At 64.4% G+C, this 17,564-nt stretch carries 21 protein-coding genes; 12 read left to right on the top strand and 9 right to left on the bottom strand.

Going from position 1 to position 17,564, the window contains the following annotated elements; genetic code table 11:
- Positions 1–71: 71 nt before the first annotated feature.
- Complete coding sequence (locus tag HDIA_RS06055; protein WP_099555294.1) at positions 72–1,655, bottom strand: hypothetical protein; 1,584 nt, start codon at positions 1,653–1,655, stop codon at positions 72–74.
- Positions 1,656–1,701: 46 nt separating this feature from the next.
- Here HDIA_RS06055 and HDIA_RS06050 point away from each other — a divergent pair, with 46 nt between their 5' ends.
- The 5 genes from HDIA_RS06050 to HDIA_RS06030 all read left to right on the top strand — a co-directional run bounded on the left by HDIA_RS06050 (position 1,702) and on the right by HDIA_RS06030 (position 5,852).
- Entirely contained in the window at positions 1,702–1,929 is a 228-nt protein-coding gene (locus HDIA_RS06050) for a hypothetical protein (protein WP_099555292.1), read from the top strand.
- A 226-nt stretch (positions 1,930–2,155) separates the two neighbouring features.
- Complete coding sequence (locus HDIA_RS06045; RefSeq protein ID WP_157775359.1) at positions 2,156–3,475, top strand: MFS transporter; 1,320 nt, start codon at positions 2,156–2,158, stop codon at positions 3,473–3,475.
- Positions 3,472–4,215, top strand: coding sequence for a TlyA family RNA methyltransferase (locus HDIA_RS06040; protein WP_245884184.1), 744 nt, complete (start codon positions 3,472–3,474; stop codon positions 4,213–4,215). Before HDIA_RS06045 ends, HDIA_RS06040 begins: the two co-directional genes overlap by 4 nt.
- A complete protein-coding gene (locus HDIA_RS06035; protein ID WP_099555288.1) occupies positions 4,212–5,468 on the top strand; it encodes a class I SAM-dependent RNA methyltransferase in 1,257 nt (418 codons plus the stop codon). The genes HDIA_RS06040 and HDIA_RS06035 overlap by 4 nt, the downstream gene beginning before the upstream one ends.
- 51 nt (positions 5,469–5,519) lie before the next feature.
- Entirely contained in the window at positions 5,520–5,852 is a 333-nt protein-coding gene (locus tag HDIA_RS06030; protein ID WP_157775815.1) for an SMR family transporter, read from the top strand.
- A 21-nt stretch (positions 5,853–5,873) separates the two neighbouring features.
- Here HDIA_RS06030 and HDIA_RS06025 read toward each other — a convergent pair whose 3' ends face one another.
- Positions 5,874–7,295 carry an FAD-binding oxidoreductase gene (locus HDIA_RS06025; RefSeq protein WP_099555284.1) on the bottom strand — a complete coding sequence of 474 codons (1,422 nt, stop codon included), beginning with the start codon at positions 7,293–7,295 and terminating at the stop codon, positions 5,874–5,876.
- Positions 7,296–7,768: 473 nt separating this feature from the next.
- Between HDIA_RS06025 and fabI the strand changes: the two genes are divergently transcribed.
- From fabI to aroC, 3 genes are all read left to right on the top strand, one after another.
- On the top strand, positions 7,769–8,590 hold the full coding sequence (gene fabI, locus HDIA_RS06020; RefSeq protein ID WP_099555282.1) for an enoyl-ACP reductase FabI: 822 nt from the start codon (positions 7,769–7,771) through the stop codon (positions 8,588–8,590).
- Positions 8,583–9,227: a histidine phosphatase family protein gene (locus tag HDIA_RS06015; RefSeq protein ID WP_245884183.1), complete on the top strand. Its 645-nt coding sequence runs from the start codon at positions 8,583–8,585 to the stop codon at positions 9,225–9,227. The genes fabI and HDIA_RS06015 overlap by 8 nt, the downstream gene beginning before the upstream one ends.
- 207 nt (positions 9,228–9,434) lie before the next feature.
- Positions 9,435–10,559: a chorismate synthase gene (gene aroC, locus HDIA_RS06010; protein WP_099555280.1), complete on the top strand. Its 1,125-nt coding sequence runs from the start codon at positions 9,435–9,437 to the stop codon at positions 10,557–10,559.
- Positions 10,560–10,583: 24 nt separating this feature from the next.
- Here the strand turns inward: aroC and copM are convergent, their stop codons facing one another.
- On the bottom strand, positions 10,584–10,979 hold the full coding sequence (gene copM, locus HDIA_RS06005) for a CopM family metallochaperone (RefSeq protein WP_425432939.1): 396 nt from the start codon (positions 10,977–10,979) through the stop codon (positions 10,584–10,586).
- Positions 10,980–11,248: 269 nt separating this feature from the next.
- Here copM and HDIA_RS06000 point away from each other — a divergent pair, with 269 nt between their 5' ends.
- Complete coding sequence (locus HDIA_RS06000; protein WP_099558735.1) at positions 11,249–11,497, top strand: DUF3297 family protein; 249 nt, start codon at positions 11,249–11,251, stop codon at positions 11,495–11,497.
- Positions 11,498–11,554: 57 nt separating this feature from the next.
- On the opposite strand, the gene HDIA_RS05995 is transcribed toward HDIA_RS06000, so the two are convergent.
- From HDIA_RS05995 to HDIA_RS05985, 3 genes are all read right to left on the bottom strand, one after another.
- Entirely contained in the window at positions 11,555–12,073 is a 519-nt protein-coding gene (locus HDIA_RS05995) for a GNAT family N-acetyltransferase (protein WP_197708106.1), read from the bottom strand.
- Positions 12,074–12,140: 67 nt separating this feature from the next.
- Positions 12,141–12,605 (bottom strand): YHS domain-containing (seleno)protein, encoded by a 465-nt coding sequence (locus tag HDIA_RS05990; RefSeq protein WP_099555278.1) that lies wholly within the window; start codon positions 12,603–12,605, stop codon positions 12,141–12,143.
- 184 nt (positions 12,606–12,789) lie between these two features.
- On the bottom strand, positions 12,790–13,251 hold the full coding sequence (locus tag HDIA_RS05985) for an Lrp/AsnC family transcriptional regulator (protein ID WP_099555277.1): 462 nt from the start codon (positions 13,249–13,251) through the stop codon (positions 12,790–12,792).
- Positions 13,252–13,423: 172 nt separating this feature from the next.
- Between HDIA_RS05985 and ald the strand changes: the two genes are divergently transcribed.
- On the top strand, positions 13,424–14,542 hold the full coding sequence (gene ald, locus HDIA_RS05980) for an alanine dehydrogenase (protein WP_099558733.1): 1,119 nt from the start codon (positions 13,424–13,426) through the stop codon (positions 14,540–14,542).
- Positions 14,543–14,630: 88 nt separating this feature from the next.
- On the opposite strand, the gene HDIA_RS05975 is transcribed toward ald, so the two are convergent.
- The 3 genes from HDIA_RS05975 to HDIA_RS05965 form a co-directional block, all read right to left on the bottom strand.
- The gene (locus HDIA_RS05975) at positions 14,631–14,789 is read right to left on the bottom strand and encodes a DUF3309 family protein (RefSeq protein ID WP_099555275.1); all 159 of its coding nucleotides are present in this window, start codon (positions 14,787–14,789) and stop codon (positions 14,631–14,633) included.
- 203 nt (positions 14,790–14,992) lie between these two features.
- On the bottom strand, positions 14,993–15,481 hold the full coding sequence (locus HDIA_RS05970) for a cupin domain-containing protein (protein WP_099558732.1): 489 nt from the start codon (positions 15,479–15,481) through the stop codon (positions 14,993–14,995).
- Between the two features lie 85 nt (positions 15,482–15,566).
- On the bottom strand, positions 15,567–16,316 hold the full coding sequence (locus HDIA_RS05965) for an SOS response-associated peptidase (RefSeq protein ID WP_099555273.1): 750 nt from the start codon (positions 16,314–16,316) through the stop codon (positions 15,567–15,569).
- A 153-nt stretch (positions 16,317–16,469) separates the two neighbouring features.
- Here HDIA_RS05965 and HDIA_RS05960 point away from each other — a divergent pair, with 153 nt between their 5' ends.
- Positions 16,470–16,997, top strand: coding sequence for a hypothetical protein (locus HDIA_RS05960; protein WP_197708105.1), 528 nt, complete (start codon positions 16,470–16,472; stop codon positions 16,995–16,997).
- Between the two features lie 20 nt (positions 16,998–17,017).
- Positions 17,018–17,479: an NUDIX hydrolase gene (locus HDIA_RS05955; protein WP_157775357.1), complete on the top strand. Its 462-nt coding sequence runs from the start codon at positions 17,018–17,020 to the stop codon at positions 17,477–17,479.
- Positions 17,480–17,564 lie beyond the last annotated feature (85 nt).

The following is a 17,564-nucleotide window of genomic DNA, read 5'->3' as shown; positions in this document are numbered from 1 at the left end:
CGCCGATCCCCTGCTCCGATCCCGATCCCGGCGCAAAAGCCGGTGCCCGCTCCTGCGGGCACTGCTTCGGCTCAGCTGTTCTCGGCCCAGACGTCCAGGCTGCCGTAGCTTGTGACCTTGCGGTAGTGGTCGCGAATGAAGTTATCGAGCGCGAACACCCCCGAGCTCCTGGATGACTGGTTCGGTTCGTGAATGTCTCCCCAGGCGGCATCGAGCAGGATGTATTTGGGGGGACGCGCCGTGAAATCGATGATCATCGCCATCTGGACTTCCGGCGACGTCTGGATTCCGGGGTGAGTCTCCTCCCATTTCGTCGGCGACCTGCGGTCGGCAAAGAAATAGAACGCGAGATAGTTGGCGAAGACCTTGTCGTGGTGCTTCGGCCCCACGTAGATCAGGTCATCCTGGGTCGTGTTTTCCTTGATGAACGCCACCGCCTGCTGGTAGCGCGCCGGAATTTCCAGGCACGCGACACGATCCTCGCCGATCCTGGTCAGGCAATCCAGCGCCTGGAAAGGATGCTCCGCCCGGGCGATCTTCATGACATTGCTGGCGGAGTTGCGAAAACCCGTCGCGGCATAAAGGGCGGAATAGGAAATGCCGCCGATGACCAGAACCGTCATGACGAGAGCACGGCGATTCTCGCGCCAGTAGGCACCGCGATAGGTGAAGAGCGCCAGGAAGGCGAAGACGAGAGCCGGCGCCATGTGCAGGCTCTCGACGCGCACGGCTCCCTTGGCCATGAAGACAACGGCGGCAAGGGACAAGGTGATCAGCATTCGGTCGGCAAAGCTTTGTTCCGACGTTTCGGAATGCTGGGCCAGTCCGAGGCCGATCGCCGCCAGGATCGGGATCCCCAGCAGCGGAATATAGACGGCCGAATCCCAGGGGAACGGCCATGGAAGGCCGCGCGCCGCGGGATAGATGGCGCTCGGCGCCGTAATGAGGTTGAAGACAACGTCCTGCACGCCGGCCGCCTTCAGGAGGACAATCAGGGCCGGAAAGAAGACGAGCCCGACGCCGGCCGCGAAAATGGCGATCTGCAGCGCTGCCTTGCCCAATCTGGCGCGAAGGCCGGTGCCTTCGCCAAAGGCGAAAACCATCAATGCAAGGGCAGCCGTGAGGCAGGCGTAGAACCCCATGTCATGGCGAAAGAGCGCCGCAAAGCCGGTCAGGAGTCCTGCCCCCAGCATGCGGATGCGCGTCGGCTCGGCGCTTGAGATCATCATGAAGGCGACGAGGATGAGTGCCGTCGCGTGATACACGGTAAAAAGATCGAAGCCGAGCTTGATCAGCAGACCCAAAAGGCAAACCGCCCCGAGAAACGCCCATTTGGGTCCGTTTGCCTTCGAGATGATGACAAACCCGAAGACAACGATCAGCACCTTGAAGAGAAGTGCCGTTATCTTGACGGCAATGGCGCTGTTGTCGAACAGTTCCAGCACGGCTGCATTGAAATAATAGGTTGCAGGCCCGTACATGCTCCAGAAATCGCGATAGGGAACCTCGCCGCGCAAGACCCGATCGGCGCCGGTGAGAATAATTCCGTCATCGTAGCCATGAACCTTCGGATCGATGGATATCGCGATCACCAGACAGGCGAACAACGTCCCCATCGCTACGTTGACGTAGAAATTTTCGAATTTTCTGCTCATCCGCCGATCTCCGCATCTACTGAAACTCATCTCTCATGAGCAAAAAATGACGCCCCTCTACTGGTCGAAATTCACCCTCGTGCTTCTCTCGCGAACCGCCGCAGCGCTGGCCATTCGGCCGCGACAGTCGCTTGCGGACAACACCATCACCCAAAACGAGCAAAAGCGGGGCCTGATGATGGCCTCGATGCACATCCGGACGGATTTTCGGTTCCCGTCGCTCCCGGACCTAGTTCAGAATCACCTTGATTTTCCGCGCCTGGAGCCGGGTTGACCAGCCCGTCCGGCCAATCCGATCAGGCTGTCCGCAACAATCCGCACCGGTCAGCGACGGCTTTCGCTCGGGGGACGGTCCCGTTTGCGCATTGCCTGCTCTGGTGCCGGGCCGGCGACGGATTGCCGGAATTCCCCTTTGGCCACAAATCAGGCATGATCTGACGCGATAGACGCCAGCGCGGACCATTGCGCGCCCTATTTCACCTGCTATCTCGGATTTGACCGTGCCCTCCACATTGGCTCCGATCGCATCGCTGCTGATCGGTATTTCTTTTCTTCTTGCCGGCAACGGCCTCCAGAGCACGCTGACGCCGTTGCGCGCCTCGATGGAGCAGTTCGGCGCGCTCGACATCGGCCTCATCGGCTCGGCCTATTACGCGGGCTTTGTCGCCGGGTGCGTCGCCGGCCCCTATCTCATCCTGCGTGCCGGCCACATCCGATCCTTCGCCGCGCTTGTCTCCGCCGCGTCAGCCATCGCTCTGGTCCATCCGCTTCTCGTCAATCCCTATGTCTGGATGATCTGCCGCGCGGTGACAGGCTTCAGCCTCGCCGGGCTCTATCTCATCATCGAGAGCTGGCTCAACGACAGGGCGACCAACGAGAATCGCGGCCTGCTGATGAGCAGCTACATCGTCGTGAACTTCGCCGCGATCACGGCCGGACAGATGCTGGTGACGCTGGCGCCCGTCAGCGGCTTCACGCTTTTCATGCTGGCTTCCATCCTCGTCTCCGTCGCGGCGATCCCGGTGGCGATGACCCGTTCGGCGCAGCCCGCGCCAATCACGCTCGTGCAGTTCAATCCGAAGAAGCTCTACCGCATGGCGCCCGTCGGCTTTGTCGGAACCTTCATGATCGGCATCGGCAACGGCTCCTTCTGGTCGCTCGGGGCGATCTATGGCGTCGACCACGGTCTTTCCAACAGCGCGGCCGCCCTCTTCATGAGCGTCGCCGTCATCGGTGGCGCTCTGGCGCAATGGCCGGTCGGCCGGATGTCGGACAAGATGGACCGGCGCTATGTCCTGATGATGGTGCTCGCGGCTGCCGCGGCGGTCTGCATGTTGCTCGCCAGCCTGACGCTGTCGAACACGATGCTGCTGCTGTTCGGCTTTCTCTTCGGCATCACCACCCTGCCCGGCTATTCGATTGCCGCGGCCCATGCCTATGACCGCGCGGCGCCGACGGACTACGTCGAGACCGCCGCCGGTCTGCTGCTCGCCAACGGCATCGGCTCGGTCATCGGCCCCTTCGTCGCCTCCGTGCTGATGAAGGGGCTTGGCGCCAGCGCTCTCTTCTTCTTCATCGCCGCGACGCAGGTGGCGCTGCTGCTCTTTACCGCGCTGCGCATCAAGCAGCGCGCCTCGCAGACCACCGAAGAGAAGAACGACTTCGACCTCTTCTCCACGGCGACTGTCGGCGCGGTGCTGACGCCCGAACCGCTCGAAGAGGAAAATCCCATGGTCCAGACGCCTGTTGACCCCGGCGTTGCCGTACAGGCCGAGATCGACGCCGCCAACGAAGCCGCCGAAAAGGACGCCGCCGCGTGAGCGGCGCGAAGATCCGGCTGGACCAGTTGCTTGTCGATCTTGGTCACTTTCACAGCAGGGCCCGGGCGCGCGATGCCGTGCAGCGCGGCACCGTGCAGGTTGACGGGTCGGTCGTCACCAAGCCCGGCCAGACCGTCGCCGCCGGGGCCAACATCGCAATCGACGATCCGGCGGCGCGCTATGTCTCCCGCGCGGCGCTGAAGCTCGTCGCAGCGCTCGATGCTTTCGCCTTCCATCCTGCCGGCAAGACCTGCCTCGATGTCGGCGCGTCCACCGGCGGCTTTACCCAGGTGCTGCTGGAGCGGGGCGCCCGGCATGTAACGGCGATCGATGTCGGCCACGGGCAGTTGCACGAGAGTCTCCACCGCGATCCGCGCGTGACGTCGATTGAGGGCCTCAACGCGCGCGACCTCACGCTGGCCCACATTGGCGAGCCGCCGGAGATCGTGGTCTCAGACGTCAGCTTCATCTCGCTGACGCTCGCGCTTGCGCCGGCGCTCGATCTTGCCGCGCCCGGCGCCCGCCTTGCCGCACTGGTCAAGCCGCAGTTCGAGGTCGGGCGCGAAGGCATCGGCAAAGGCGGGCTGGTCAGGAGCCCTGAGCTTGCCGACGAGGCATTGCAGCGAATCATCGCGTGGATCGGCGGCCTTGACGGCTGGCAGGTTGTCGGGCACTTGCCATCGCCTATCACCGGCGGCGACGGCAACCGCGAATTCCTGCTTGGGGCACAGAAGACATGAGCGGCAACGGCGTTGAGGCCGAGACCCTGACGATCGAACGGCTTGGCGCGCAGGGCGACGGCATCGCCACGCTCGACGGGCAACCCGTCTATGTTCCCTTCACGCTGCCCGGCGAGACCGTCGCGGTCGAGCTCGATGGCGAGCGCGGCGACCTCCTCGACGTCGTGACGCCGAGCCCGGACCGGATCGCGCCGGCCTGCCGGCATTACACCGACTGCGGCGGCTGCAGCCTGCAACACCTCGGTCCTGCCGCCTATACCGCCTTCAAGCAGGACCTCGTGCGCGCCGCCTTTGCCTCGCGCGGCCTTAATCCGGAGATCTCCGAGCCGATCATCGTTCCGTCCGGCAGCCGGCGGCGTGTGACGCTTGCCGCGCGACGAAACGGTCATCGCCTGCTCTTCGGCTTCCACGGCCGCAAGAGCCATCGCATCGTTCCGATCGATGAGTGCCCCGTGGCGCGGCCTGCCATCGTCAAGGCCCTGCCCGCCCTTGAGCAGCTTGCCGCCGTCGCCGCCCCGAAGAAGGGCGATCTCGCCATCTCCGTTCTGACCACGGCGAACGGTCTCGACGTCTGCCTCACCGGCCTGCCGCCCAAGGACGCCGACAAGCAGCGCCTGCCGCTGATCGAGGCGGCGATGGCGGCCGGGATTGCCCGGCTGTCCGTCGGCGACGAGGTCATCGTGGAGCGCGTTCCGCCGTCGCTGTCCTTCGTCGGCGTCAGCGTCGTGCCGCCGCCCGGCGGTTTCCTGCAGGCGACCGCCGAGTCCGAACAGGCGATGACGGACCTGATCCTTGCCGCCGTCAAAGGCGCCAAAGCAGTGGCCGATCTCTTCTGCGGCGCCGGCACCTTCACGTTTCCGCTTGCGACGAAGAGTGCGGTCCACGCCGTGGAGGGCGACAAGGCTTCGATGGAGGCGCTGGACAAGGGCGCGCGCTTCGCGAAGGGCCTGAAACAGATCAACCGGGAACGGCGCGATCTCTTCCGCAGGCCCCTGACGCCCAAGGAGCTCGCCCGTTTCGACGCCGTGGTCTTCGATCCGCCCCGCGCTGGCGCGAATGCCCAAGCAGCCGAACTTGCCGCCTCCAAGGTGCCGACTGTCGTCGCGGTCTCCTGCAATCCGGCAACGCTCGCCCGCGACGTGCGGCTGCTCGTCGACGGCGGCTACGGGATCGAGAGCGTCACGCCAGTCGACCAGTTCCTCTGGTCCGCCCATGTGGAGGCGGTGGTCGTGCTGCGGCGCGCGTCCGGCTGACGCCTCGCCTGCATCCGGAACATTGGGAGTCTGCCGATGCCTGCCATCCCGCTGTCGACCTATGCCTTTCTCGCCGCGGCCATCGTCGCCGAGGTGATCGCCACCAGCGCGCTGGCGCGATCGGAAAGCTTCACGCGGCTGGTGCCATCGCTGATCACCGTCGGCGGATATGCCCTCGCCTTCTGGTGTCTCTCCTTCCCTCTCCGCGTCATGTCGACGGGCGTCGTCTATGCCATCTGGTCCGGTGCGGGCATCGTTCTGATCGCGGCGGTGGCCTGGCTCTTCTCCGGGCAGAAACTGGACGCCCCAGCGATCGTCGGCCTTGCCCTCATCATCCTGGGCGTCGTCGTCATCAACCTCTTTTCCAGGACGGTCGCGCACTAAGCGACTATCCCGAGAGCCCCCTCAGACAACCCGGCCGGGATTGAGGATCCCCTTCGGATCGAAGGTCTTCTTGAGCGCCCGCAGCATCTCCAGTTCGACCGGATCCTTCACCCGTTCGATGAGCCCGCGCTTCAGCCGTCCGACACCATGTTCGGCCGCGACCGATCCGCCGAATTCGCCGACGATGGCGTGCACCACCTCGTTCATCGCATCCCAGTTGGCGAGATAGGCCTCCTTGTCCATGCCGATTGGCTGGCTGACGTTGAAGTGGATGTTGCCGTCGCCGAGGTGGCCGAAGGGAATTGGGCGGCAATCCGGCATGAACGCCTCGACCGCCGCGATGGCGCTGCGCAGGAAGGCCGGCACCTGATCCACCGGCACCGACACATCATGCTTGATCGAACCGCCCTCGTGCTTTTGCACCTCCGACATGCCGTGGCGCAGCTTCCAGAAGGCGGCGGCCTGATCCATCGACTGGGCGATGGCCGCGTCCGTGACGATGCCGTCCTCCAGGGCTTCGCCGAGCACCTGCTCCATGACCCGGCGCGCGACCTCGGCCTCGCTGGTCGACGATATCTCGCAGAGCACATACCAGTCGTGCGACGCCTCCAGCGGATCGCGCGCGCCGGCGAGATGGCGCAGCGTGAATTCCAGTCCCATGCGCGGCATCAGTTCGAAGCCGGTCAGCATGGCCCCGGCCCTTGAGCGCGCCAGCGTCAGCAGCTTCAAGGCCTCTTCCGGCCCCGGCATGCCGACGAAGGCGACCTCGATGCCCGCTGGCTGCGGTTGGAGCCTCAAGACCGCCGCCGTGATGACGCCGATCGTGCCCTCGCTGCCGATGAAGAGCTGCTTCATGTCGTAGCCGGAATTGTCCTTGTGCAGCCGCTTCAGCCCGTTCCAGATCCGGCCGTCGGCCAGCACCACTTCGAGCCCCAGCACCTGCGCGCGCATGTTGCCGTAGGAGAGCACCGCCGTGCCGCCGGCGTTGGTCGCGATATTGCCGCCCACCTGGCAGGAGCCCATGGAGCCAAGCGTCAGCGGAAAAAGCCGGCCTGTTTCCGCCGCCGCATCGTGAAGGGCCTGAAGAACCACGCCCGCCTCTACCGTCACCGTATCGCCGGCGGGATCGACATCGCGAATGCGGTTGAGGCGCGACAGCGACAGCACGATCTCCGCGCCGGTCTCGTCCGGGGTCTGGCCGCCGACGAGGCCGGTGTTGCCGCCCTGCGGCACAATGGCCGTTCCCGTTTCATGGGCAAGCTTCAGGACCTCGGCGACTTCCTGCGTCGACCCCGGCTTCAGGACGAGCGGCGTGCGGCCGAGATAGAGGTCGCGCCATTCGACGACGTAAGGGGCGATGTCGACCGGGTCGGTCAACGCGTTGGCGGCCCCGACGATCGCGGCGAATCGGGCAAGAAGATCGGGCGTTGGCGCAGGGCGCATGGGGTCTTGATCCGGAAGAGCCTGGGAGGGTGCGGCCCGAAGGCGCCCGAGGATCAGTGGCGCTCCAGGCCCTGTCAAGGCTTTGAACCGGAAAGACCAGCGATGTCATGCCGCTGTCATGCAAGTCGGTTCATGAAAGATCCTGACTCAAAAAGTGAAGCCGGCTGCGTGTGCTCTGCAAACGGAATATATTTCCTCGAAACATTCCCTCAGCTACAAGGTGTCCTCCTTTCGGTGCATCGCAACTGTCTGTTCGCGGCGCAGGAGGAGCTTGTCCACAGCTACGACGATTGCGTAATCACCGGCAATCGACCGGCGCGGACAAGACCAGTTCTGGGCGTGACGGCTCGCGCAACCTTCGTTTCACCGGCAGCAATCGGCACCGGCAAAGGCTTGCGAGCCGCATATTGCTATGCAATGAGGTCACGCCCTCCGGCAGGCGGGTCGGTCAAGTGGATGACATGGAGACAAGTATGGCGAACGCACAGGGATTGATGGCGGGCAAGCGCGGCCTGATCATGGGGCTCGCGAACAACCGGTCGATTGCCTGGGGCATCGCCAAGTCGATCCATTCCCAAGGTGGTCTCATCGGCTTCACCTATCAGGGCGATGCCCTGCGCAAGCGAGTCGAGCCGCTGGCCGCCGAAGTGGGCGGTCAGGTCTTCGGCCATTGCGATGTCACCGACAAGCAGTCGATGGACGATTGCTTCGGCGCCATCGAGAAGGAATGGGGCTCGCTGGACTTCGTGATCCACGCCATCGCCTTTTCCGACAAGGACGAGCTGACCGGCCGCTATGTCGACACGTCGGAAGAAAATTTCAGCAAGACCATGCTGATCTCCTGCTATTCGCTGACGTCGGTCGCCCAGCGCGCCGAAAAGCTGATGACGAATGGCGGCTCCATCGTGACGCTGACCTATTACGGCGCCGAGAAGGTCATGCCGCACTATAACGTCATGGGCATCGCCAAGGCGGCGCTCGAGGCGAGCGTGCGCTATCTCGCCGTCGACCTCGGCGGCAAGGGCATCCGCGTCAACGCGATTTCGGCCGGCCCGATCAAGACGCTGGCCGCCTCCGGCATCGGCGACTTCCGCTATATCCTGAAGTGGAACGAGTATAACTCGCCGCTGAAGCGCACGGTCACCACCGACGAGGTCGGCGACGTCGGTCTCTACCTCTGCTCGGATCTGTCGCGCTCGGTGACCGGCGAAGTCCACCACGCCGACAGCGGCTACCATGTCGTCGGCATGAAGGCCGTGGACGCACCGGACATCTCCGTCGTCAAGGATGCTTGATAGGCTGGTGCCGGGCGAGGTTTCAAAGGCCATCCGCAGCGCCGTGGCGCTGCCGATGGTCTTCATCCGCCACGGCGAGACGGACTGGAACGCCGCGCTGAGGCTTCAGGGCCAGACGGACATCCCGCTCAACGACAAGGGCCGCGGCCAGGCACGGCGAAACGGGCAGACGCTCAAGACCCATCTTGAGGACAGGGGCATAGCCCCGTCCGCGTTTCGCTTTTTCGCCTCGCCGATGGCACGGGCGCGCGAAACGATGCAGATCGTCGCCGGCGAACTCGGTATCGATCCCGCGGCCATTTCCTACGACGATCGCCTGAAGGAAATCACCTTCGGCACATGGGAAGGGTTTTCCATGGCCGAGATCGAGACGACGCGTCCGCAGGAATTCGAGCCGCGCCGCGCCGATCCCTTCAACCATCGTCCTCCCGGCGGCGAAAGCTATGCCGACCTGATGGCCCGCACGGCGCATTGGCTGGCGGCGATCGACGGTCCGGCCGTCATCGTTTCGCACGGGGCGGTGAGCCGCGTTTTCCGGGCCATCCTGCAGCGGATTCCGGTCGAGGAGCTCATGGAGCTCTCCGTGCCGCAAAAGCGCTTCTTTGCCTGGGACGGGCAAGAGGGTCGCTGGATCTAGAGCATTTCCCTGTCGATCAGGTAGGGACCTAATCGACAGGGAAATGCTCTGTTTTCGGAGTGCTGGAGCGGTTCGAACGACGCTCATATGAAGCCATATGACCGTGAACCGCTCCAAAGGGCTGTTTGACCGCGCGCTGCTGCCCACGTAAACACGGCGCCACGCAAACACGCGGCGAAGGCTTCGCCGCTCTCACCGGGCCCGGCCATGTCGCACAACAGTTTCGGTCATCTCTTCCGCGTCACCACCTGGGGCGAAAGCCACGGGCCCGCGCTCGGCTGCGTGGTCGATGGCTGTCCGCCCGGCCTGCCGATCTCGGCGGACATGATCCAGCACTGGCTCGACAAGCGCCGTCCGGGCGGCTCGCGCTTCGTGACGCAGCGGCAGGAGCCCGATCAGGTCGAGATTCTCTCCGGCGTCTTCGAGGACGAACGCACCGACGGGCTGGTGACCACCGGCACGCCGATCTCGCTCATGATCCGCAACGTCGACCAGCGCTCCAAGGACTACGGCGAGATCCGCGACAAATACCGGCCGGGTCATGCCGACTATGTCTACGACATGAAATACGGCGTGCGCGACTATCGCGGCGGCGGACGCTCCTCGGCGCGTGAAACCGCGGCGCGGGTGGCGGCTGGCGCCGTCGCCCGCCTTGTGCTGCCGGGCATGACCATCCGCGGCACGATGGTGCAGATGGGCCCGCACAAGATCGACCGCAGCCGCTGGGACTGGGCGGCTGTCGACGAGAACCCCTTCTTCTGCCCCGACCCGGTCGCGGCGAAAGAGTGGGAAGACTATCTCGACGGCATCCGCAAGGCCGGGTCTTCGGTCGGCGCGGTGCTGGAAGTCGTCGCCGAAGGCGTTCCGGCCGGCCTCGGCTCACCGATCTACGCCAAGCTCGATCAGGAGATCGCCTCGGCGCTGATGTCCATCAACGCGGTCAAGGGCGTAGAGATCGGCGAAGGCTTTGGCGCCGCCGAACTCACCGGTGAGGAAAATGCCGACGAAATGCGGCTCGGCCCCAACGGCCATCCGGTGTTCCTGTCCAACAAGGCCGGCGGCATCCTCGGCGGCATTTCGACCGGCGAGCCGATCGTCGCGCGTTTTGCGATCAAGCCGACCTCGTCGATCCTGACGCTCCGGCAATCGGTCTCGGCGACCGGCGAGGAAGTGGATCTCAGGACCAAGGGCCGGCACGACCCCTGCGTCGGCATTCGCGCCGTTCCGGTCGGCGAGGCGATGATCGCCTGCGTTATCGCCGACCAGTTCCTGCGTCATCGCGGCCAGACCGGCCGCCCGGGCCCGGTGGACTATCCCCTGCACAGGGGGTGACCCAAAGCCGAACCGCGCTCGGCCTCAGTTGCCGTGCTTGTCGAGCCAGGCGTTCATGAAGGCGATTTCCTGCTGCTGCGCGGCGATGATGCCTTCCGCCAATTTGCGGACTTCTGGATCCTTGCCGTATTGCAGCACGATCTTCGCCATCTCGACCGCGCCCTGGTGATGCGGAATCATGCCGCGCACGAAGTCCACATCCGCATCCCCGGTCAGCGGGATGTTCATGGCCTGATGCATGCGGGCGTTGGCGGCGACGAAGGCCGCGCTCGCCGGCGAATCGGCCGGCGTGGCCTCGCCGTCGCCCGTCCCCATGGCCCCATGGTCCATGTTCTCCATCATCATGCCGTCATTGTCATCCCCGTCCGGGGCGGCCGCGTCCTGCGCAATGACGGCCCCAAGGGAAAGGACCGATGTCATGAGGAACACCGGGCCCATGATCGAAATGCGCCGCTTCATGATTGCCTTGTCTCCAACGGGACGACATCTGCCGCTACCGATACCCAAGACGTCTTGCGGCCCCGCAAATCGCGGCGTCCCGATCCGCGATCGATAGATCATCCTGATGGCGGAGTGTTGGCAAGAGTCTTCCTCTTCGCCGCCGTCCGACCGGATTGAGTTCACCTTGGCGACAAGATGCGCTATCAGCGCTTCTCGAACGCCACTCACACGCCATGAAAGGCAATCCGATGAGCGAAGCCCTGCCGGACCGCCTGTCCGTCAATCCCGACAGCCCCTTCCACGACGCCGCCCTTCTGGAGCGCGGCATCGGCATCCTCTTCAATGGCACCGAGAAGACCAACGTCGAGGAATACTGCGTTTCGGAGGGCTGGATCCGCGTCGCCGCAGGCAAGACGCTCGACCGCAAGGGCCAGCCGATGACGCTGAAGCTCAAGGGCAAGGTGGAGCCCTTCCTCAAGGACGCGGGCGAGGCGTAATTCGCCTCGTCTTGCCGAGGCCTGTCCGCGAGCAGGCGAGCGAAGAGGCGATCCCGGTCAACCGGTCTTCCTCAGCCGGAATCGCCTGAAGCGTTCACCGTCGACGGTCACCTCGCCGTCCTCGACGAAGCCCAACCGGGTGACGGCCCGCGAATTCGACCGGGTTGGAGGAAGCAGGATCGTGATCGAGTCCCGCTTCATCTCGCCGAAGGCCTGATGCTTCACACGCTCGAAGATCCGGCGTCCCCAGCCCCAGAAATCGGGGTGAAGGATGAGTGCGAAATCGGCCTCGCCCTGCTCTGGCTGCAAGCCGCCCCAGCCGGCGAATTCTCCCTTGATGAGAAAGGCCCAGGGGCCGAAGCCATGGTCGTCCCAGAGCTTCTGCTTCGCCGAGAGGAATGCCTTGCAGGCGTCGGACGAGAATTCACCCGCAAGCAACGGCAGCTGCCGGCCCACCGTGTCGTTGTTCATGAGCGCGATGATGTCGTGCTGCTTCACCTGCGACAGGGGGACGAAGCACAGTTCCCCTGCTCCGGGATCATCCTGACGGGCTATCTGCCCAATTGCGGCATTCATGACCTGACCCGTGGTCGCAGAGTTGACGGAAAGCTGGCGAGAAGCGAGCGCTCGGCACCGCCAGCACCTACTGGTCCTTGACGCTCGGCCAATAGGCATCGCCCTTCATCACGTAGCCGGGGATGTCTTCGCTCCATTTCGCCTGCACGCTCTTGTCGAAATTCAGGTAGAGCTTGCCGTCGACGATCGAATAAGCCTCGGGCTCGATCTTCGCCTTGGCGCCCTGGGCGACGGCGAAGGCGCAGTAGCCGCCATATTGCGGCGCGAATTTCTCCGGATTGGCGATGAAGGCGGCGCGGTGCGCCTCGCTCGCGAAGCGGAACTCCGCTCCCTTGTGTGTTGCTGTGATCGAGGGCTTGCCCTCGACCGGCATGCCGTCCTCGAAATAGGCGACCGGGTCGTAGCCGGAGATCGCCGCGCCGTCCTGCACATTGATCTCGCCCGCAAGGGCCGGCACGACATGCATCACGGCGGCAAGCACAAACAGTCCCAATCCGGCGCCGAGGCCGTGTCCTGAAAATCCGATTGTCATCCTGACATCCCCCCTTCGCGCGTGACATCCGCAGCCGCCACCGGTTCCTCCAACCGATTGCCTGGCGGCGCGTTCACGGAAGAAAAACTACCATCGACCGGGAGCCGAGGCTCATCACAGGATTGCAACTCACCGTGAGCACCCGGTGATCGCCGGTTGGAGATCGTGGGGTGGCCGTCCGGCGTCAGACCGGCAGCTTGGTCGTCCGCTTGACCGTTCGAAGCGTCAACGTGGACTGGACGCGCACTACGCCCGGCAGCGGGGTCAGAATTTCGGTGTGAAGCCGTTCCAGGTCGGAACTGTCGTGGTAGACGACCCGCATCAGGTAGTCGTGCTGGCCGGCGAGCAGATAGCACTCGGTGATTTCCGGCACATGGCGGATGGCGCGCTCGAAGGCATCGAGCGCCGCCCTGCCCTGACCTTCCAGCGTGACGAAGACATAGGCCGTGCCGGGAACGCCAGCGAGTTGCGGATCGAGCAGCGCCACGGTCTTCTGGATGAGGCCGCTTTCCTCCAGCAGGCGGACACGACGAAGACAGGCCGACGGCGAGAGGTTCACGCCCGCGGCAAGCTCCGCATTGGTCAGCCTGCCGTTCTCCTGCAGCGCGTTGACGATGGCGCGATCGATGCTGTCGATCTGGATCATTCGAATTTCCTGCGTCTATCTCCCGCCTTTATAGCATATTCTTCGAAAAAATTGATCCATAGCCCCTCAATGACGCAGGAAATTGCATGACGCCGGATTGATCATATTTTCCAAGCCTTCGCAAAAAGCCGAAGGCGGGGAACAGGTCATTCATCAGTGTCAGGAGGATGCCATGCGCGTTGGTGTGCCGAAGGAAATCAAGGACCATGAGGATCGCGTCGGTCTGGTGCCGACGTCGGTTGCCGAACTCGTTGCCCACGGCCACGAGGTCGTGATCGAAGCTGGCGCGGGCAAGGGCATCGGCGCGGACGACGCCGCCTATGCCGCCGCCGGCGCGAAAATCCTCGACACGGCCGACGAAGTGTTCGCCGCCGCCGACATGATCGTCAAGGTCAAGGAGCCGCAGGCAGCCGAGCGCAAGAAGCTGCGCGAAAACCAGATCCTCTTCACCTATCTCCACCTTGCTCCTGATCCCGACCAGGCCCATGACCTGATGGCGTCCGGCGCGACCTGCATCGCCTACGAAACGGTCACGAGCGCCTCCGGCGCGCTGCCGCTGCTGGCGCCGATGTCGGAAGTCGCGGGCCGCATGGCCCCGCAGGCGGGCGCGCATTGTCTTGAGAATGCGAGCGGCGGCATGGGTGTGCTGCTCGGCGGCGTGCCGGGCGTTCTGCCGGCCGAGGTCGTCATCCTCGGCGGCGGTGTCGCCGGCACCAACGCGGCCCAGATCGCCATCGGCCTCGGCGCGCAGGTCACGGTCGTCGACCGTTCGCTCGACGTGCTGCGTCGCCAGATCGCGACCTTCGGCAGCCGCGTGAAGACGGCCCATGCCAATGCCCAGATCATCGGTGACCTCGTGACCCGGGCCGATCTGGTGATCTCCACCGTTCTCGTCCCCGGCGCCGCCGCACCGAAGCTGATCACCCGGCCGATGGTCGCGGCCATGAAGACGGGCTCGGTGATCGTCGACGTCGCCATCGATCAGGGTGGTGCCGCCGAGACGTCGCGCGCCACCACGCATTCCAATCCGACCTATTTGGTCGACGGCGTCGTCCACTATTGTGTCGCCAACATGCCAGGCGGCGTTGCCCGCACCTCGGCCTATGCGCTGAACAACGCCACCCTGCCCTTCACGCTGGCGCTTGCCGACAAGGGCTGGAAGAAGGCGCTCGCGGACGACCCCCATCTTGCCAACGGTCTCAACGTCCACGCCGGCAGGCTGACCAACGCGGCGGTTGCCGAAGCGCTCGCGGAGAGCTTCGTGGCCCCGGCCATGGCGCTTGCCGCCTGAACGCTGAAGACCTTCAGACAAATGCAACGACGGCGGCCCATGAGGCCGCCGTCGCCGTTTTCGCTGATGAAATTCCGAAGCCCCGCCGTCAGATTCGTCCAAGCAGGACGAGAAGCAGGAGGACGATCAGGATCACGCCGACGATGCCGGACGGGCCATAGCCCCAGGCGCGCGAATGCGGCCAGGCCGGGACGACGCCGAGCAGGATCAGAATGAGGATGATGAGGAGAATGGTTCCGATGGTCACGAGTTTCCCTCCGCGCGGAAACAGGGTCGCCGCGTCTGCCGTTGAAGTCGTTTCACTGGTGTGCGGAAGTAACTCTTGGGCGGCGAATCCGTTCCATTGGACCGGAAAGTCTTGACGGTTTGACGCCTGGACCGGTTCGGCGCAGCGCTCCATCCAAACTGTGTGGCGGACGGTCTTCGAAGCCGATGGCTTTCAAGGTTGCCTCAATGATCCCTTGCGGCCAGAGCCATAGTCGCCTCATTGATGATGCCGAGTCGCGCCTCGATGACAGCGATCTCTTCAGGCGTCGTGGCGCCGGATGCGGCGATATCGAGGAAAAGCTGTTCGCATCCGCCAGGCGTCACCGTCGCGAACATCTGCCCCGGCTCGTTGCCGATATTGACCCATGCGTGCTGGACGAATGGCGGCAAGACCACGACCGTTCCCGGAGAGGCATCGAAGACATCTTCGCCGCAGGTAAAGCGGTAAGTGCCGCGAATGACCCGAAAGACCTCCGTCTCGCGGGTGTGGGTGTGTGGTGCCGGTCCATGGCCCGGAGGCGTGAAGGTTTCCCACATCCCCAGAGCGCCTCCGGTTTCCGAGGCCGTTGCGTGTATGACGATCCGCGCACCGAAGGGGGTCTGGGCGACGCGCTCCCCGCCCGGCACAGACACAAGTGCACGGTCGAAGCTGTGTGAACTGTCGGACTTCATGTCGCCCCCCATCAGTTCCCTGATGAAGCAGAGTCATAGCACGAGATGCAGAAGGACAGCCGCGTATTGCGTCTGTCGGAAGAGGTCATTCGGAGAACAGATCGCCCTGCGAGCGACGCGGCGCAGGCTCCTCGACCTCCTCCTTGGGCGGCGAATCGAGTGAAAGCGGCTCGCTGATCGGCGAAATCAGCGAGGCATCGTCGTTGCGGACAGCATTCACCTTCGACGACACCGGGATCGCCTCGAAGAAGTCGTCGTCGACCGGGCGCATCAGCTCCGTCACATGGCGCGGCTCGTTGCGCGCGGTGTCGAGCCATTCGGCAAAGTCCGCCGGGCGAATCACGACGGGCATCCGGTCATGCACCATCGCCATGAGCCGGTTGGCGCTGGTCGTCAGGATCGCGGCCGTGTCGAGTTCGTTGCCGGCGGCATCCTGATAGCATTCGTGCAGGGCCGCAAAGGCGACCACGCCGCCGTCCTTCGGCCGGATGAAGAAGGCCTGCTTTTCCTTGCCGACGCGGCGCCATTCGTAAAAGCCGCTTGCCGGAATGAGGCTGCGACGATGACGCATCGCTGCGCGGAAGGCCGGCTTTTCCGCGGCGCTCTCGGATCTTGCGTTGATCAGCAGCGGAAACTTTGCCGTGTCCTTGACCCAGCCGGGAATGAGGCCCCAGCGCATCAGCCGGAAATGCGTGGTTTCCTTGCCCGCGATGACGACGGCGATCGGCTGCGTCGGCGCGATGTTGTAGCGCGGCGGGAAATTCGGCTGTTCGTCGTAGCGGAAATAGCGCCGGACTTCGTCGGGCGTTGCGATCAGGGTGAAGCGTCCGCACATGGTCTGCTGCCTGCCTCGTCTTGTCTCTTTCGTCCGTCCGATTCCCGCCCGCCTGGGGCGGCCGCACCCTGTGACAGTTGTAAGCACTTTAGCAACGATGTCGTGCATAGACTTGCCCGATATGACGGGCGGGCAGGCACGCGGGAGATCGAATTGAGCGTCCAAGGGCGGATGGAAGCGACGGGTGTGGACGACTTCGTCCTGACGCCTCAGCGTCTGGCGGAAGCCAACATTCATCCCGACACCCGTCTTGCGACCGACTACCTCAACCACTTCAACGAAGTGGTGATGCTGATCGACATGCTGCCGGTGATGCCCGAGTGCGTCAGCGATGTGCTCGACTGGAGCCCCTGCAGCTATCCCGAACACTTCCGCGCCTCGCACTTCAAGCATCGCGACCTGGCGATCGCCGCCTACAATGCTGTCGAGCCGGAGCGGCGCAAGGCGCTGGAAGCCACCATCGGCATGCTCGACCAGGCCCTCCTGTCGGTGCAGCGGATGATCGCCAACGAGGACCTTCCCATCGATCATACGATCATGCGGGTCACCAACGTTGCCGAGCATCAGATCAAGCCGCTGCTGGAACATGCCAGCGGCCTGATCAACGGTGCGCCCGTGTCCGATCCGGAGCCCGCCGACCCGAATGCGGTCCAGATGGCGATCGATGCTCTGTTCGAGTAATCTTGACGTCGAGAAACCCTTTGAAGCAACCCAGAGCGATGGGTGACTGGCCGGTCATGCCCCGTCTCGGCGTCAGCGCGGCTGTCTGGCATGCCGGGCGACTGCTGCTCGTGCGCCGGGGCAAGGCTCCGTATGCGGGCCTCTGGTCCCTGCCCGGCGGCCATGTGGAGGCAGGTGAGCTGCTGGCGGATGCGGCGCGGCGGGAAGTCCTGGAGGAATGCGGCCTTTCCATCGAGACGGTCGGCGTGCCTTCGCTGCTGGAATCGGTCCGGCACGACGGCGACGGCCACCTCGCCGCGCACTATGTCATTGCGGTCTTTGCCGGCCGTCTTGTGGGGAGCGATGCGATCCATGCCGGCGACGACGCGGAAGAGGCCGGATGGCATGAGCCGGAAGTCCTGTCGATCCTTCCGCACACGCCGGGCCTGTTACGCTATGCATTCGAGGCACGGGACAAGCTCCCGGACGAAGCCTGCCCGTGACGGCGGCGCAATCGCGACCGGCGTTGTGGCAGCCTGAATGCGGCGGCCAACCGGGTCGCATCGGCCCAGGCGGGCAACGGCAAGA

The sequence above is a fragment of the Hartmannibacter diazotrophicus genome, assembly GCF_900231165.1.
GTDB lineage: Bacteria > Pseudomonadota > Alphaproteobacteria > Rhizobiales > Pleomorphomonadaceae > Hartmannibacter > Hartmannibacter diazotrophicus.
The sequence above is the reverse complement of the archived record's forward strand: the minus strand, read 5'-3'. Positions and strand labels throughout refer to the sequence as shown.